A 17,056-nucleotide genomic window follows, 5' to 3' on the forward strand; every position below is an offset into this window, starting at 1 on the left:
GATGAAATCCATCGTCCGAATTTTGCCCGGTGATGCCATCATTCGTTTGCAGTGTGTGATCATCATTGCGGTGGCGCTGGTCTTTTCTGCGTTGCTTGGCAGCCGCTTTTTCAGTATCGCCAACTTCCAGTCCATCGGCTCGCAGCTACCCATTCTCGGCATGTTGGCGCTGGGAATGGGGATCACCATGCTGACGGGCGGCATCAATTTATCGATTATCGCCGGGGCCAATGCCTGTTCACTGGTGATGGCGGCGGTGATTGTCAGTCACCCGGATAACCCGCTGTTTGTTGCGCTGGCGCTGTTGGCCGGGCTGCTGGTGGCGGTGGCGATTGGCGTGCTGAACGGGGCGTTGGTCGCAGGGATTGGCGTCTCGCCGATCCTCGCCACGCTTGGCACCATGACGCTGATCTCCGGGCTGAATATTTTACTCTCCAACGGCACGGTAATTTCCGGTTTCCCGGTCGCGATCCAGTTCCTTGGCAATGCCACGCTGCTGGGCATTCCGGTGGCGCTGCTACTGTTTATTTTTGTGGCGCTGCTGATGTGGGTCTTACTGGAGCACACGACGCTTGGCCGTAGCCTTTACCTGGTGGGCTCTAACGAGCAGGCCACGCGCTACAGCGGCGTCAATACGGTGCGGGTGCAGATCGCCGTCTACGTTATTTCTGCCATGCTGGGGTGGGTGGCGGCCATATTGATGATGGCGAAATTCAACTCCGCCAAAGCGGGCTACGGCGAGTCTTATCTTCTGGTCACCATTCTGGCTTCCGTGTTGGGCGGTATTAACCCCGACGGCGGCTTTGGGCGCGTGCTTGGCCTCGTGCTGGCGCTGGTGGTGCTACAAATGCTGGAAAGCGGTTTTAACTTGTTGGGCATCAGCAGTTATCTGACGATGGCGCTCTGGGGCGCGGTGCTGATCCTCTTTATTGCATTACAAAATCGTAAGGCCTGATGTCAGGAGAAAAAAATGGCGAGCTATTTTATTGGTGTAGATGTAGGTACCGGCAGCGCCCGTGCAGGGGTATTTGATTTGACCGGTCGGATGGTCAGCCAGGCGAGCCGGGCCATTGAGATCTATCGTCCGCAGGCGGACTTTGTTGAACAATCCTCTGACAATATCTGGCAGTCGGTCTGCAATGCCGTGCGCGATGCGGTGAACCAGGCGGACATCAATCCCATTCAGGTGAAAGGCCTCGGTTTTGATGCCACCTGTTCGCTGGTGGTGCTCGACAAAGAGGGTAAACCGCTGACGATCAGCCCCTCCGGGCGCAGTGAACAGAACATTATTGTGTGGATGGATCACCGCGCGATTTCACAGGCCGACCGCATTAATGCCACGCATCATCGGGTACTCGATTATGTGGGGGGCATTATCTCGCCGGAGATGCAAACGCCAAAGCTACTGTGGCTGAAACAGCATATGCCGAACACCTGGGCCAATGCCGGTTATTACTTTGATCTCCCGGATTTTCTCACCTGGCGGGCAACGGGGGACGATACGCGCTCGCTCTGTTCAACCGTGTGTAAGTGGACCTACATGGGTCACGAAGATAAGTGGGACACCAGCTACTTCCGCCAGATTGGGCTGGACGACCTGCTGGAGCATGATGCCGGGAAAATTGGCCGCTACGTGAAAACCATGGGCGAACCCCTTGGGCGTGGACTGACGCAACGCGCGGCAACAGAAATGGGGCTGATGCCCGGCACCGCCGTGAGCGTGTCGATTATTGATGCGCACGCCGGGACGCTGGGTACGCTGGGCGCATGCGGCGTTTCCGGCGAAGTGGCGGACTTCGACAGGCGTATTGCCTTGATTGGCGGCACCTCGACCGGGCATATGGCTATCTCCCCGCAGCCGCGGTTTATCGGGGGGGTATGGGGGCCCTATTACTCGGCCGTGCTACCGGATTACTGGTTGAATGAGGGCGGGCAGTCGGCAACGGGCGCGTTGATCGATCATATTATTCAGTCGCATCCGTGCTACGACACGCTGCTCGCTCAGGCGAATACGCACGGGCAGACGATTTACGAAGTGCTCAATGCGCTGCTGCGTAAAATGGCGGGGGAGCCGGAGAACATCGCTTTCCTGACCCGTGATATTCATATCTTGCCCTATTTCCACGGCAACCGTTCCCCGCGTGCGAATCCGACGCTAACGGGCGTCATTAGCGGGTTGAAACTGTCGCGCACGCCGGAAGATATGGCGCTGCACTACCTGGCTACCATCCAGGCGATTGCGCTGGGAACCCGGCATATTATCGAAACCATGAACCAGAGTGGTTACAACATTGATACGGTAATGGCCAGCGGCGGCGGGACCAAAAACCCGATTTTTGTGCAGGAGCACGCCAATGCCACCGGTTGCGCCATGCTGTTGCCGGAAGAGAGCGAGGCCATGTTGTTGGGCGGCGCGATGATGGGCACCGTGGCGGCGGGGGTGTTTGATAGCTTCCCGGAAGCGATGTCGGCAATGAGCCGCATTGGCAAAACGGTGACGCCGCAAACGAACCGCATCAAGCAGTATTACGATCGTAAATACACCGTGTTCCACGAGATGTATCAGGATCATATGAAGTACCGCAACCTGATGCAGGAGGGTGCATGAGCACGGGTTGGCATCAGGCCTGTGCGGCCTGGCAAATCTACAGCGAAGAGATGGCGGCGCTGAGCTGCCGCCTTAATGATGCATTATGGGATGCTCTGATCGCGGAGCTGCGCGGTTGCCGGGGCAAGATTGCGGTGACCGGCGTGGGCACATCGGGCATTGCCGCCCGCAAAATTGCGCACATGCTGGCGTGTGTTGAGCGCCCGGCGATATACCTGAATGCGACCGATGCGGCGCACGGTGATTTGGGTTTCCTTGACGGTAATGATCTGGTGATCATGCTGTCGCGCGGTGGCAATTCGGATGAGTTAACGCGTTTGTTGCCAGGGCTTGTGAAGAAGGGCGTTGGCATTATCAGCGTAACGGAAAACCCGGACTCCGCCATTGCCCGCGCTGCCCGACTGGTGATCCCGACCGGCGTACAGCGGGAAATCGATCCGCTGAATATGCTGGCGACTACCTCCATTGTGCTGGTGCTGGCGATTTTTGACGCCGCCTGCGCCTGCCTGATGCGCGAAAGCGGCTATTCGAAAGAGACGCTGCTGGCGGTGCACCCTGGCGGCGATGTCGGGTTAACATTAAGCAAAAAAGCGCCATAAGGCGCTTTTTTTTCGTAGCAGAGTCAGGCTCTATGCCCGATAAGCACAGCGCCATCGGGCATTTTTCACCGGCTTAACCAATCGTCATCAGACTGGCATTCCCCCCGGCGGCGGCGGTATTGACGCTGAGTGAACGCTCAACCCACAGACGTTCCAGCAGGAGATTGTGTTCGCCGCGGGCAAAGCCCTGAACCGAAACAATCGCCCCTTCACGCGCGGCAACGTTTTCACACAGCGATACCAGTTGATCCGAATCGCCGTGGAAAATCACGGCATCGAAGGCCTGTGCCAGCAGCACGTCAGCTTTGGCAAACTGGATCCGCTGGCTGACACTTGCTGGCAGCGATGTTGCCAGATCCCGGTGTAGTGGGGTGTCCGGCCACAGCACCTGGCTGCCGCAGGCGATCACCGCCGCCAGTTGTACCAGCGCATCCTGTTCGTTATCCGCCACGCAGAGCACCCGCTCGCGCGGTGCCAGCGTCCAGCTATTGCGTTCCCCGGTTGGGCCTTGTAACAAGCGTTGTGTGCCTGTCTGCGCCAGCTCGCCAAACCGACGACAATGCTGTTGCAGCGCCGGGCGGTCTTTTGCCCACGCCGTCAGATCTTCCAACGGTTGCGCCAGCACGGCCTTCAGTTGGGCATCCACCGGGAATTGCGCATCGTGGCGCGCCAGCGTTTTCTGTACCGCATTTTCCGGGCGATGGCTCAGTAAACGGTAGAGATAGAGTGGCCCGCCGGCTTTCGGACCGGTTCCGGATAAGCCTTCACCGCCAAACGGCTGCACACCGACCACCGCGCCCACCATATTGCGGTTCACATACAGGTTGCCGACATGCGCGCTCCCGGTGACCTGGGCGATGGTCTCATCAATACGGGTATGCACACCGAGGGTCAGACCGTAGCCGGACGCGTTAATCTGGCTGATCAACTGTTCCAACTGGTTACGGCGATAACGCACCACATGCAGCACCGGCCCGAAGATCTCTTTTTTCAGTTCGTCAAAACTCTCCAGCTCAATCAGCGTGGGCGCAACGAATGTGCCGGTGCGCCATTCGCGGGCATCTTCACTGTTTTCACGCACCGCCTGGAATACCGGGCGGCCTTTTGCCCGCATCGCCTGGATATGTTTATCAATGTTCTCTTTTGCTTCGGCATCAATCACCGGGCCAATGTCGGTGGTCAGGCGACCGGGGTTACCCATCCGGCACTCCGCCATCGCGCCACGCAACATGGTGAGTGTGTGATCGGCAATCTCATCTTGCAGGCAGAGCACACGCAGGGCCGAGCAGCGCTGACCGGCGCTGTCGAATGCGGAAGCCAGCACATCGATCACCACCTGCTCCGTGAGTGCTGAAGAGTCAACGATCATCGCGTTCATGCCGCCGGTTTCCGCAATCAGCGGCGTCGGGCGGCCTTGTGCATCCAGGCGGGTGGCGATAGTGCGTTGTAGCAGCATGGCGACGTCGGTTGAACCGGTAAACATGACACCGCGCACCCGCGCATCGCCTGTAAGCTGCGCGCCAACGGTCTCGCCGCGCCCCGGCAGCAGTTGCAGGACGCCAGCAGGAACACCGGCTTCCAGCAGGATCGCCACGCCTTGTGCTGCGATCAACGGTGTTTGTTCAGCCGGTTTTGCCAGCACGCTGTTGCCCGCCGCCAGGGCGGCAGCAATCTGCCCGGTGAAGATAGCCAGTGGGAAGTTCCACGGGCTGATGCAAACCACCGGTCCCAGCGGGCGGTGTGTCTCGTTGTCGAAATCCGCGTGCACCTGCCCGGCGTAGTAGCGCAGGAAGTCGACGGCTTCACGCACTTCGGCGATGGCATTACTGAAGGTTTTACCGGATTCGCGCACCAGAATGCCAATCAACTGCTGCATCTGATCTTCCATCAGTACCGCTGCGCGCTCAAGAATGGCGGCGCGCTCCTGCGGCGGCGTGGCAAACCAGATGGGCGCATGGCTGACGGCATTCTCCAGCGCCTGATTCACGTGGGCTTCGCTGGCTTCAACCACATAACCCACGATATCTTTCGGCTCGGCCGGGTTAATCACTGGCTGCGATTCGCCTTCTGTGATCGCCTGTTCCAGCATCGGGCGGGCGTACCATTTTTGCGCGGCGCTATTGAGCAGTGCAGAGGAGAGGGAGGCCAGGCGGTGTTCATTCGCCAGATCCAGCCCGGCCGAGTTGATCCGTCCCTCGCCATACAACGCGCGGGGCAGGGCAATCTTCGGATGCGGCAGCCCGACGAGGCCCTCCTGCGCGGCGAGTTTTTCCACTTCGGCGACCGGATCCGCGACCAGGGCGTCCAGCGGCAGTGTGTTGTCGGCAATACGGTTAACAAAAGAGGTGTTGGCACCGTTTTCCAGCAGACGACGCACCAGGTAAGCCAGCAGCGTTTCGTGCGTACCGACCGGGGCATAAATGCGGCACGGGCGGTTGAGTTTGCCCTCGGCCACTTTACCGACCACCTGTTCGTACAGCGGTTCCCCCATGCCATGCAGGCACTGGAACTCATACTGTCCTGGGTAGTAGTTCTGCCCGGCCAGTTGATAAATGGCCGCCAGCGTATGGGCGTTGTGGGTCGCGAACTGGGGGTAGATCAGGTTCGGCACAGCCAGTAATTTTTTCGCGCAGGCGAGGTAGGAGACATCGGTATAGACCTTACGGGTGTAGACCGGATAGCCTTCCAGCCCTTCCATTTGCGCGCGCTTAATTTCGCTGTCCCAGTACGCGCCTTTTACCAGACGGATCATCAACCGGCGACGGCTGCGGGTGGCTAAATCCGTCAGGTAGTCAATCACAAACGGGCAGCGTTTCTGGTAGGCCTGGATCACGAACCCGATGCCGTTCCAGCCGGCCAGTTCCGGTTCAAAGCAGAGTTTTTCCAGCAGATCGAGGGAGATTTCCAGACGATCGGCCTCTTCGGCATCGATATTGATGCCAATATCATACTGGCGCGCCAACAACGTCAGTGATTTCAGGCGCGGGTAAAGTTCGTCCATCACCCGATCGTACTGCGCGCGGCTGTAACGCGGGTGTAGTGCGGAGAGTTTGATGGAGATGCCCGGCCCTTCATAAATGCCGCGCCCGTTGGAGGCTTTTCCGATGGCGTTAATCGCCTGCTGGTAAGAGACCATATAGGCCTGCGCATCGGCGGCGGTCAGCGCGGCTTCGCCGAGCATGTCGTAGGAGTAGCGGAAACCTTTCTCTTCCAGTTTTCGCGCATTGGCCAGCGCTTCGGCGATGGTTTCGCCGGTGACAAATTGCTCACCCATCAGACGCATCGCCATGTCGACGCCTTTGCGGATCAGCGGCTCGCCGCTTTTGCCGATAATACGGTTCAGCGCGTGGGAGAGGTTGGCTTCGTTATGTGTGGAGACCAGACGACCGGTAAACAGCAATCCCCAGGTGGCGGCGTTAACGAACAGCGACGGACTGCGGCCGATATGGGATTGCCAGTTGCCGTTACTGATTTTGTCGCGGATCAGCGCATCGCGTGTGGCTTTGTCCGGAATACGCAACAGCGCTTCGGCAAGGCACATCAGCGCCACACCTTCCTGTGAAGAGAGGGAGAACTCCTGCAACAGGCTTTGCACCATGCCCGCCCGCCCGGATGCCGTTTTCTGATTGCGGAGTTTTTCGGCTAACTGGTAAGCGAGTTTATGGGCGCTGTCGGCCACCGGCTGCGGCAGACGGGCCTGTTCCAGCAACATTGGCACGGCGTCGGTTTCCGCCCAGCGCCAGGCACCGGTAATGGCGGCGCGGGAAACGGATTGCGGCAGGATCTGCTCAGCGAAGTCAAGGAACGGCTGGTGGCTCTCATCAAGGGTCAGATTCGGTTCTTCATCCTGCGTGCCGCGGCTTTGCGTACCCGCCAGTTCCGGCAGCGCGTCATTGCTTTCCAGCTTTTCCAGGTAATTAAAAATGGCTTGCTTAATCAGCCAGTGCGGCGTGCGGTCGATTGTGGCTGCTGCGGCTTTGATCCTTTCGCGTGTTGCGTCATCAAGCTTGACCCCCATGGTGGTGGTGCCCATGCTTTGCTCCTGTTTTTACGTTGTTTTGCGGTTCAGGCTGAAATATCCACCATGTTGCAACTTTGTGCAACCTTGTTAAATGTGACCGGGTTGGCAACGTAGAAAATGAATGAAATGTTAATTGCTGGTAACGGGGGAGGGCGCTGCATATTTCGCTGTCGATCCAGGTTTTATGCGGCACATAACACTTTTTTAAGGTGCAACCTTTAAAAGTGTGACACAGTGCAACCTATCGCGAAATCTTATTAAGCACAGGATGAATTTGATGTAAATGCTGTGTTAAATCAATTGTGAATAAGCGAGCCTTCCGGCAGGATACGGTCGCCGCAAACGACAAGTACGCACCACCACCCCGTTCCGGTGATGGATAAAAACGGCAAACAAGACATTTGCCGACAAGAATTCTGGAGACCTTTTAATGGCAATTAGCACACCGATGCTGGTGACCTTTCTTATTTATATCTTTGGCATGATATTGATTGGGTTTATCGCCTGGCGTTCGACGAAAAACTTTGACGACTATATTCTCGGCGGTCGTCGTCTTGGGCCTCTGGTGACGGCACTGTCCGCCGGCGCTTCTGACATGAGCGGCTGGCTGCTGATGGGCTTGCCGGGTGCGATTTTTATTTCCGGTATTTCCGAAAGCTGGATTGCCATTGGCCTGACCCTCGGCGCATGGATCAACTGGAAGCTGGTGGCCGGTCGTCTGCGCGTTCACACCGAAGCGAACAATAACGCACTGACATTACCGGATTATTTCACCGGTCGTTTTGAAGATAAAAGCCGCCTGCTGCGTATTATTTCGGCGGTGGTGATCCTCGTGTTCTTCACGATTTATTGTGCTTCCGGGATTGTAGCGGGCGCGCGTCTGTTTGAAAGCACCTTCGGCATGAGCTACGAAACGGCGCTGTGGGCCGGGGCGGCAGCGACAATCATCTACACCTTTATTGGCGGCTTCCTGGCCATTAGCTGGACCGATACGGTTCAGGCCAGCCTGATGATTTTTGCCCTGATCCTGACGCCGGTGATTGTGATCATTGCCGTGGGCGGTTTTGGTGACTCGCTGGACGTTATCAAACAGAAAAGCCTTGAAAACGTCGATATGCTCAAGGGGTTGAATTTTGTCGCTATTCTGTCGCTGATGGGATGGGGACTGGGCTACTTCGGGCAGCCGCATATCCTGGCGCGTTTTATGGCGGCAGATTCCCACCACACCATTGTGCATGCCCGTCGTATCAGCATGACATGGATGATCCTGTGCCTTGGCGGCGCGGTTGCTGTCGGCTTTTTCGGCATTGCCTATTTCAGCAACAACCCGTCGGTCGCGGGCGCGGTGAATCAGAACGCCGAACGTGTGTTTATTGAACTGGCGCAGTTGCTGTTTAACCCGTGGATTGCGGGGGTACTGCTGTCGGCGATCCTCGCGGCGGTGATGTCGACGCTGAGCTGCCAGTTGCTGGTGTGTTCAAGCGCGATTACCGAAGATTTCTACAAAGCCTTTCTGCGTAAAGGCGCGAGCCAGACTGAGCTGGTTTGGGTCGGGCGCGCCATGGTGCTGTTGGTGGCGTTGATTGCCATTGCGCTGGCGGCCAACCCGGAAAACCGTGTCCTCGGCCTGGTCAGCTATGCCTGGGCAGGCTTTGGCGCAGCGTTTGGCCCGGTCGTGCTGTTCTCGGTGATGTGGTCGCGTATGACGCGTAACGGCGCGCTGGCGGGGATGGTGATTGGCGCCGTAACGGTGCTGGTGTGGAAACAGTACGCATGGCTGGGTCTGTACGAAATTATTCCGGGCTTTATTTTCGGCAGTATCGGCATTGTGGTGTTCAGCTTGCTGGGCAAAGCACCTTCTGCGGCAATGCAGCAGCGTTTTGCTGAAGCCGACGCACATTACCGCACTGCACCGCCGTCCCGTTTACAGGCGGAGTAAATCTGGTTGCATGAAAAACCCGCTTCGGCGGGTTTTTTTATTGCTAAATCAGTGCAATTACGCTGATATCTCACCACAAATAACAATGAGGATAGCAACATGAAGTTAAAGACAGGATTCACTGCACTGGTGATGGTGGGCGTACTGGCAGGGTGCGTGGCGCCTGCACCGAAACAGGCGGCTACGGCGGCGGTGCAAAGCTGTAAAGCGGATAACCAAATGCAGCAAACGACGCTCTATTTCGGTTTAAGTCGCCCGGCGGGGAAAGCGATCACCGGTCAGGAGTGGCAGCAATTTGTTGATGGCGATGTCACGCCGCGCTTTCGCGAGGGGTTGACGGTGTTTGATGCGCATGGACAGTGGTTGGGCAATGACGGGAAAGTCGCGCGTGAAGAGAGTAAAGCGTTAATGCTGATCCACGGTACCGATGCGCAAAGCGAGGCGAAAATCGAAGCGCTGCGTGGCATTTACAAATCACGCTTTGCCCAGGAATCGGTGATGCGTGTCGATCAGCCGGTTTGCGTGCAGTTTTAACGAAAATCCCTCTCCCGCAGGAGAGGGAATACACTCAGAGCACGACGCCCGCAAATGCAGCGGACAGCAGGCTCACCAGCGTTGCGCCGTAGACCAGACGCAGGCCGAAACGGGAAACGGCGTTGCCTTGTGGTTCGTTCAGGCCCTTAATTGCACCTGCGACGATGCCGATAGAGGCAAAGTTGGCAAACGACACCAGGAACACCGAGAGAATACCCAGCCCACGCGGCGTCATTTCTGCGGCAATTTTTTGCAGTTCGATCATCGCCACAAATTCGTTCGCCACCAGTTTGGTTGCCATAATGCTGCCTGCGTGCAGGGCATCGCTCAGCGGGATGCCGATAAGCCAGGCCAGCGGATAGAACACATAGCCGAGGATCTGCTGGAAGCTGATGCCGAACAGTGTGCTGAAAAGCGCGTTGATTGCGCTGATTAACGCAATAAAGCCAATCAGCATTGCCAGAATGATCATCGCCACTTTAAAACCGGCCAGAATATACTCGCCGAGCATCTCAAAGAAACTTTGCGACTCGTGAAGTTTTTCCAGTTTGATTTCAGCTTCGGCTTCCGGGCGTGTCGGGTTTATTACCGACAGCACAATAAAGGTGCTGAACATATTCAGGATCAACGCCGCGACAACGTATTTGGCATCCAGCATGGTCATATATGCCCCCACGATGGACAGCGATACCGTCGACATGGCCGTGGCGGCCATGGTGAACAGGCGGCGTGAGGAGATGTCTGACAGTATCCCTTTATAGGCAATGAAGTTTTCTGACTGACCGAGGATCAGTGAACTGACGGCGTTAAAAGATTCCAGCTTACCCATACCATTTAGTTTCGACAGCAGGGTGCCTATCAGACGAATAAAAATGGGCAGAATACGCCAGTGCTGCAAAATACCAATCAGCGCGGAAATAAACACGATAGGGCACAGGACGCCAAGGAAAATAAACGCTAACCCTTTTTCGCTCATACCGCCGAAAACAAAACCGGTGCCTTCGCCGGCAAATTTCAGCAGCGCTTCAAAGAAGCCGGAAACATATTTAATCAGCGTCAGGCCGCTCTGGGCATGTAAAAAGAACCATGCCAGCGCTAACTCAATCACAATCAGTTGCAGAATAAAACGGATGCGGATTTGTCGGCGGTCGAAACTGACCAGCCAGGCCAGCGCAAGGATCACCACTAACGCCAGCAGAAAGTGCAGAAAATTGATCATATCTCTAAAGGGGCAGGTAAACAGGAGGTTTATTTAGCCATAGCGGCGGCGTGCGGTAAATATAAAGTTAAAGTTTTGTAAGCTAAGTTTTTGCAGTATTTCAACCACTTCTGCATAAAGCCCCGGCCTGCACGGCTAGCCCGCTATGCGTTTACATCCGGTTATCATTCTCATCATTTTTCGCTTGAGTTTCCACGCGCCGTAATGATAATCACTATCACAAGAATTTACTTTTCTTTGCAACCACTGACTGCGCATGACATTAGGGGCGTCTTCCATGTTTGTTCCATTTCTCATTATGTTACGTGAAGGCCTCGAAGCGGCGCTGATCGTTAGCCTGATCGCCAGCTACCTCAAACGTACACACCGGGGGCGCTGGATTGGCGTGATGTGGATTGGTGTGTTCCTCGCTTCGGCTCTGTGCCTTGGCCTGGGCATTGCCATTAACGAAACCACGGGAGAGTTTCCGCAGCGAGAACAGGAGCTGTTCGAAGGGATTGTTGCGGTGATTGCTGTTGTGATCCTCACCTGGATGGTGTTCTGGATGCGCAAAGTGTCGCGTAACGTCAAAGTGCAACTGGAGCAGGCGGTAGATAACGCACTGGCGCGCGGCAACAACCATGGCTGGGCGCTGATCATGATGGTCTTTTTCGCCGTGGCGCGTGAGGGACTGGAATCGGTATTTTTCCTGCTGGCCGCATTCCAGCAGGATGTGGGCATATGGCCGCCTGTTGGCGCGATACTGGGTCTTGCGACGGCGGTGGTGCTCGGTTTTCTGCTCTACTGGGGCGGTATTCGTCTCAATCTGGGCGCGTTTTTCAAATGGACCAGCCTGTTTATTCTGCTGGTTGCCGCAGGGCTGGCTGCCGGTGCGATTCGCGCCTTTCATGAAGCCGGTTTGTGGAACCATTTCCAGGATGTGGCCTTCGATTTAAGCAACGTTCTGACCACGCATTCACTCACCGGCACCTTGCTGGAGGGGATCTTTGGCTATCAGGAAACGCCGAGCGTGAGCGAAGTGTTCACCTATTTCCTCTATCTGATCCCGGCACTGGTACTGTTTTTTATGCCACCACGCGGCGGTTCGCAGCCTTCCAGGGCTGCGCCGTAATCTCGCTTATCGGTTGTTCTGGTTACAACAAACTTATTTAAGGGAAGGGTCATGGCAATTCATTTTCGTCGTAGTGCATTACAGGTAGGGATCGCCGCGCTGTTTTCTTGCGCGTTTGCGGCGCAGGCCGCGGATATTCCGCAGGTGAAAGTCACGGTCACAGACAAGCAGTGTGAGCCGATGAACCTGACGGTGAACGCGGGTAAAACACAGTTTGTGATCGTTAACCACAGCCAGAAAGCGCTGGAGTGGGAGATCCTCAAAGGCGTGATGGTGGTGGAAGAGCGCGAGAACATTGCGCCAGGCTTTAGCCAGAAACTGACGGCTAACCTGCAACCGGGCGAATATGACATGACCTGCGGTCTGTTAACCAACCCGAAAGGCAAGCTGATTGTGAAGGGCGAAGCCACTGCCGATGCGGCAAAAGGCGAAGCGCTGCTGAGCCTCAGCACGGCGATTGCCGACTATAAAGCCTATGTGGTCGCGGAAACCGCTCAGCTTGTGACGGGCACCAAAGCCTTTACGGACGCCGTGAAATCCGGGGATATCGAAAAAGCGAAAGCCCTGTATGCTCCGACCCGCCAACACTACGAGCGCATTGAGCCGATTGCCGAGCTGTTCTCCGATCTGGATGGCAGCATCGATGCCCGTGAAGATGATTACGAACATAAAGCCGCCGATCCGAAATTCACCGGTTTCCACCGTCTGGAAAAAGCGCTGTTTGGCGACAATAGCACCAAAGATATGGGCCACTATGCCGATCAGCTCTACACCGATGTGGCTGATTTGCAGACCCGCATTAATGAGCTGGCGTTCCCGCCATCAAAAGTGGTTGGCGGCGCAGCCGGTCTGATTGAAGAAGTGGCGGCGAGCAAAATCAGCGGCGAAGAAGATCGCTACAGCCACACAGACCTGTGGGATTTCCAGGCGAACGTCGACGGGGCGCAGAAAATTGTTGATCTGCTGCGTCCGCAGTTGCAGAAAAATAACAGCGGACTGCTGGCCAAAGTCGATGCCAACTTCAAAAAAGTGGACACCATTCTGGCGAAATACCGCACTAAAGATGGTTATGAAACGTATGACAAGCTGACCGATGCGGATCGCAATGCGCTGAAAGGGCCGATTACCACGCTTGCCGAAGATCTCGCACAATTACGCGGCGTGCTGGGACTGGATTAAACCATGAGTGAACATGATAACAGCGGCGTCAGTGAGCCTTCCCGACGCCGTTTATTAAAAAGTATGGGCGCGCTGGGAGGCGCGCTTGCGCTGACAGGCGGATGCCCGATCGCCCACGCGGCGAAACCGCAAAGCGCGCCAGGCACGCTCTCTCCTGACGCGCGCAATGAAAAACAGCCGTTTTTCGGTGCGCATCAGGCCGGTATTTTAACGCCGCAGCAGGCCTCCATGATGCTGGTGGCATTTGATGTTCTGGCGGCGGATAAAGCCGACCTGGAGCGTCTGTTCCGCTTATTGACGCAGCGTATTGCTTTCCTTACCGCTGGCGGCCCGGCGCCGGATACGCCAAACCCGCGTTTGCCGCCACTGGATTCCGGGATTCTTGGGTCGTACATTGCGGCGGACAATCTGACGGTGACGGTGTCCGTTGGGCAGTCGCTGTTTGATAAGCGCTTTGGTTTAAGCGCCCTGATGCCGAAGACGCTGCAAAAAATGGCGCGTTTCCCCAACGATTCTCTTGATGCCGCGTTATGCCATGGCGATCTGCTGATCCAGATTTGCGCCAACACGCAGGATACGGTGATCCATGCATTGCGCGATCTGATCAAACACACGCCGGATTTACTCAGTGTGCGCTGGAAGCGGGAAGGGTTTATCTCCGATCATGCCGCGCGCAGTAAAGGAAAAGAGACGCCGATTAACCTGCTGGGCTTTAAGGACGGCACCGCCAATCCGGACAGCAGCAACAACGCGCTGATGGACGAGGTGGTGTGGGTGACCGGCGATCAGGGTGAGCCGGCATGGGCGGTAGGCGGCAGCTATCAGGCGGTACGTATCATTCAGTTCCATGTGGAGTTTTGGGATCGTACGCCGCTGAAAGAGCAGCAGACTATTTTCGGGCGCGACAAGCATTCCGGCGCGCCGCTGGGCATGCAAAATGAGCATGATGTCCCGGATTACACCCGCGATCCGGACGGCGATGTGATTGCGCTCGACAGCCATATTCGTCTGGCAAACCCACGTACCAAAGAGACGCAATCAAGCCTGATGATGCGCCGTGGTTATAGCTACTCGCTCGGCGTGACGCACTCCGGGCAGCTGGATATGGGGCTGTTGTTTGTCTGCTACCAGCACGATCTGGAAAAAGGTTTTCTTACGGTACAAAAACGCCTGAATGGCGAGGCGCTGGAGGAGTATATTCGCCCGATTGGCGGCGGTTACTTCTTTGTGTTGCCGGGCGTGAAAGACGCCAGTCGCTACCTTGCACAATCTCTTCTCGAATCGTAAAGATCCTATCCTGCCCGCTACAGGGCAGGATATTCTGTTATCTGTAGCATTCGGACATACTTTTTCTGCCATCCAGATATCATTTTTTCGTATTAGAAAGTATCTGTTATCTTTCTGTAATATTCGTAGCAGACACTTTCTGCAACGACGCAGCGGTCTTGCACGTTATGGTTTCGTAAAAATAATGTTGCAATGATGATAAGCTTTGATGTAATTAATTAAAGCGTTGAGACCCTGCGGTGATGACGTCACCAGGAGATCGCGGATGGTTAGGTCCTGTAGCGGACAAACAAAAAGACCACGCAAAAACCGGCACGGAGGTGCGACCTCCGGCAGCGACTTCTTCGCCCCTGAATTTTCCTCCTCTTTTTTCATCTCTCTTTCCAACGATGTGACAGACGATGCTGTTGTCTGTTCTGCCACGTCATTTACAAAGGCAAGCCATGGCTTACAAGGAAGCCAACCCTCAGACGTTCGTGCGCATAATCGCGTCGCTCATGGCGCGTGTGATGTAAACCAACAACTCAAGGTGCTATCCATGGGAAGACAAAAAGCAGTGATCAAAGCTCGTCGTGAAGCGAAACGCGTGCTGAGACGTGATTCACGCAGCCATAAACAACGTGAAGAAGAGTCGGTCACCTCGCTTGTGCAGATGAGTGGCGTAGAAGCAATTGGCATGGCGCGGGACAGCCGTGATACTTCTCCAATTGCCGCACGCAACGAAGCTCAGGAGCACTACCTGAATGCTATCGAGAGTAAACAACTGATCTTCGCAACTGGCGAAGCCGGATGCGGTAAAACCTGGATCAGCGCGGCGAAAGCGGCGGAGGCTCTGATCCATAAGGATGTGGAGAGGATTATTGTGACCCGGCCGGTCCTGCAAGCCGATGAAGATCTTGGCTTCTTACCCGGCGATATCTCGGAGAAGTTCGCGCCTTATTTCCGGCCCGTCTATGACGTGTTGGTAAAACGCCTGGGTGCGTCCTTTATGCAATACTGCCTGCGACCAGAGATCGGTAAGGTGGAGATCGCGCCGTTCGCCTATATGCGCGGACGTACCTTTGAAAATGCGGTGGTCATTCTTGATGAGGCTCAGAATGTCACGGCTGCGCAAATGAAAATGTTTTTAACGCGCCTCGGGGAAAACGTGACTGTCATCGTGAATGGCGACATTACCCAGTGTGACCTGCCTTCCGGCGTGAAGTCGGGCCTGAGCGATGCGCTGGCGCGTTTTGAGGAAGACGAGATGATCGGTGTCGTACGCTTTAACAAAGATGACTGCGTACGTTCCGCACTGTGTCAGCGCACGCTGAAAGCCTATGATTAATACCCTTATCTAACCCAAAAGCCCGGTCTGCTTAAGCAATACCGGGCTTTTGCTTTTATTCCCCCCTGGAATTTGCCTTCCGCATTCATAAAGTATGCCTGGTTCTTCGCCGATAACCGTTGAGGCGTTCGTCGCGCCCTATGTTTATTGTCTTTTGGGTAAGGATATCAACCAATGAAACCCCTTTTTACGCTCTCTGCGCTCGTGCTTTCCCTCATGCTGGCTGGTTGTAGTCATAAGCCTTTACCGCCAACTGAAAAAGTGGTGAAAACCACGGTTATCAAAGCTGACAATGGTTCCACGCTGAAGATTGATGGCTATGAACAATTAAAAACGGACTTCCATCAGTCAACCGATACCGCACTGCGCTACATCACACGTGCTGATACCAGCAAAGTGGCGGCACTGACAACATTGAGCTTTATTGTGGGCGCATTTGCCCCCGGTGGCTCTCAGGCGACCGGGTTTACGAAGTATGAACTGGTGGGGACGCCCATTACCACGTTGTCTAACCCGTCTGTGACGTATTTCAGTGAAGAGATGGAGAAGTCGCTGCAATCTTCCGTCGCAGAAAAAGCGGCCGGTCAGTTGCAACATCCGATTGAGATCCGGCCTTATGTCTGGATGCTGGTTTACGAAAATCTGTCTGGCGGGGAAAACTTTGAGCTGCACTATTCCACCATTATCACGCGCAGCAAAGATCACTCGACGAAGAAATATGATGTCGCCAGGCTGAACTGTACGCCAGAGCCGATTAAGGCACCGCTTGCTGAATGGGAAGCCAATAATTATCAGAAGGTTAATGATGTGACGCGCAGCTATATGGCGAGTTGCCTGCGGGATTTCAATGAAACCAAAGATCAGTTTTTGCAGTAAGAGTTGGGAAAGCGTACTTCGTGGGAAGTGCTCTCTACAAACCGGGTAGGGTGAATCCGTTCCGAGGTCTGATAAAGCGAAGTGCAGGTTCCGGGGCGAGGGTTTTCATTCCCCCTTTTCGGGAGGATATAAAAGAAAAGAGCCGGTACTTTCGTACAGGCTCTCATCTGAAATGATGGCGGTGAGGGGGGATTGACTCGCTTCGCTCGCCCTGCGGGCAGCCTCCTCGCGGGCTCGTCATCTGTCCAACGGACAATTGTCCGTTGTCGGACCCCGGTCGGGGATTCTCATCCCCCCTGTGCGGGAGAATATAAAAGAAAAGAGCCGGTACTTTCGTACAGGCTCTCATCTGCGGG

At 55.5% G+C, this 17,056-nt stretch carries 12 protein-coding genes and 1 other RNA gene; 10 read left to right on the forward strand and 3 right to left on the reverse strand.

Features of this window, described 5'->3' with window-relative positions; translation table 11 throughout:
* Nucleotide 1: 1 nt before the first annotated feature.
* The 3 genes from ACQ3G7_RS18310 to ACQ3G7_RS18320 are packed head-to-tail and all read left to right on the forward strand — an operon-like array spanning nt 2 to nt 3,207.
* Nucleotides 2–955 (forward strand): ABC transporter permease, encoded by a 954-nt coding sequence (locus tag ACQ3G7_RS18310; protein WP_263097195.1) that lies wholly within the window; start codon nt 2–4, stop codon nt 953–955.
* A gap of 15 nt (nt 956–970) precedes the next feature.
* The gene (locus tag ACQ3G7_RS18315; RefSeq protein WP_263097194.1) at nt 971–2,608 is read left to right on the forward strand and encodes an FGGY-family carbohydrate kinase; all 1,638 of its coding nucleotides are present in this window, start codon (nt 971–973) and stop codon (nt 2,606–2,608) included.
* Nucleotides 2,605–3,207, forward strand: coding sequence for an SIS domain-containing protein (locus ACQ3G7_RS18320; RefSeq protein WP_430890988.1), 603 nt, complete (start codon nt 2,605–2,607; stop codon nt 3,205–3,207). The genes ACQ3G7_RS18315 and ACQ3G7_RS18320 overlap by 4 nt, the downstream gene beginning before the upstream one ends.
* Before the next feature lie 73 nt (nt 3,208–3,280).
* Here the strand turns inward: ACQ3G7_RS18320 and putA are convergent, their stop codons facing one another.
* Complete coding sequence (gene putA / locus ACQ3G7_RS18325; RefSeq protein ID WP_430890990.1) at nt 3,281–7,240, reverse strand: trifunctional transcriptional regulator/proline dehydrogenase/L-glutamate gamma-semialdehyde dehydrogenase; 3,960 nt, start codon at nt 7,238–7,240, stop codon at nt 3,281–3,283.
* Between the two features lie 418 nt (nt 7,241–7,658).
* Between putA and putP the strand changes: the two genes are divergently transcribed.
* On the forward strand, nt 7,659–9,167 hold the full coding sequence (putP, locus tag ACQ3G7_RS18330) for a sodium/proline symporter PutP (RefSeq protein ID WP_430890992.1): 1,509 nt from the start codon (nt 7,659–7,661) through the stop codon (nt 9,165–9,167).
* A gap of 99 nt (nt 9,168–9,266) precedes the next feature.
* Complete coding sequence (locus ACQ3G7_RS18335) at nt 9,267–9,701, forward strand: DUF3574 domain-containing protein (protein WP_430890994.1); 435 nt, start codon at nt 9,267–9,269, stop codon at nt 9,699–9,701.
* A gap of 34 nt (nt 9,702–9,735) precedes the next feature.
* On the opposite strand, the gene ACQ3G7_RS18340 is transcribed toward ACQ3G7_RS18335, so the two are convergent.
* Nucleotides 9,736–10,920, reverse strand: a complete 1,185-nt coding sequence (locus tag ACQ3G7_RS18340) for a NupC/NupG family nucleoside CNT transporter (protein ID WP_263097188.1) — start codon at nt 10,918–10,920, stop codon at nt 9,736–9,738.
* A gap of 277 nt (nt 10,921–11,197) precedes the next feature.
* On the opposite strand from ACQ3G7_RS18340, the gene efeU reads away from it, so the two are divergent.
* The 5 genes from efeU (at nt 11,198) to ACQ3G7_RS18365 (ending at nt 16,700) form a co-directional block, all read left to right on the forward strand.
* Entirely contained in the window at nt 11,198–12,031 is an 834-nt protein-coding gene (efeU, locus tag ACQ3G7_RS18345) for an iron uptake transporter permease EfeU (protein ID WP_430890996.1), read from the forward strand.
* Between the two features lie 51 nt (nt 12,032–12,082).
* A complete protein-coding gene (gene efeO / locus ACQ3G7_RS18350; RefSeq protein ID WP_430890998.1) occupies nt 12,083–13,210 on the forward strand; it encodes an iron uptake system protein EfeO in 1,128 nt (375 codons plus the stop codon).
* 3 nt (nt 13,211–13,213) lie between these two features.
* Nucleotides 13,214–14,497 (forward strand): iron uptake transporter deferrochelatase/peroxidase subunit, encoded by a 1,284-nt coding sequence (gene efeB / locus ACQ3G7_RS18355; protein ID WP_430891000.1) that lies wholly within the window; start codon nt 13,214–13,216, stop codon nt 14,495–14,497.
* Nucleotides 14,498–15,035: 538 nt separating this feature from the next.
* Nucleotides 15,036–15,824, forward strand: a complete 789-nt coding sequence (gene phoH / locus ACQ3G7_RS18360) for a phosphate starvation-inducible protein PhoH (protein WP_263097184.1) — start codon at nt 15,036–15,038, stop codon at nt 15,822–15,824.
* Nucleotides 15,825–15,998: 174 nt separating this feature from the next.
* Nucleotides 15,999–16,700, forward strand: coding sequence for a hypothetical protein (locus tag ACQ3G7_RS18365; protein ID WP_430891002.1), 702 nt, complete (start codon nt 15,999–16,001; stop codon nt 16,698–16,700).
* A gap of 176 nt (nt 16,701–16,876) precedes the next feature.
* On the opposite strand, the gene ACQ3G7_RS18370 is transcribed toward ACQ3G7_RS18365, so the two are convergent.
* A non-coding RNA gene (locus ACQ3G7_RS18370) (RtT sRNA) lies at nt 16,877–17,011 on the reverse strand.
* Between the last annotated feature and the right edge of the window lie 45 nt (nt 17,012–17,056).

The organism is Kosakonia sp. N21 (genome assembly GCF_050587465.1).
Classification (GTDB): domain Bacteria; phylum Pseudomonadota; class Gammaproteobacteria; order Enterobacterales; family Enterobacteriaceae.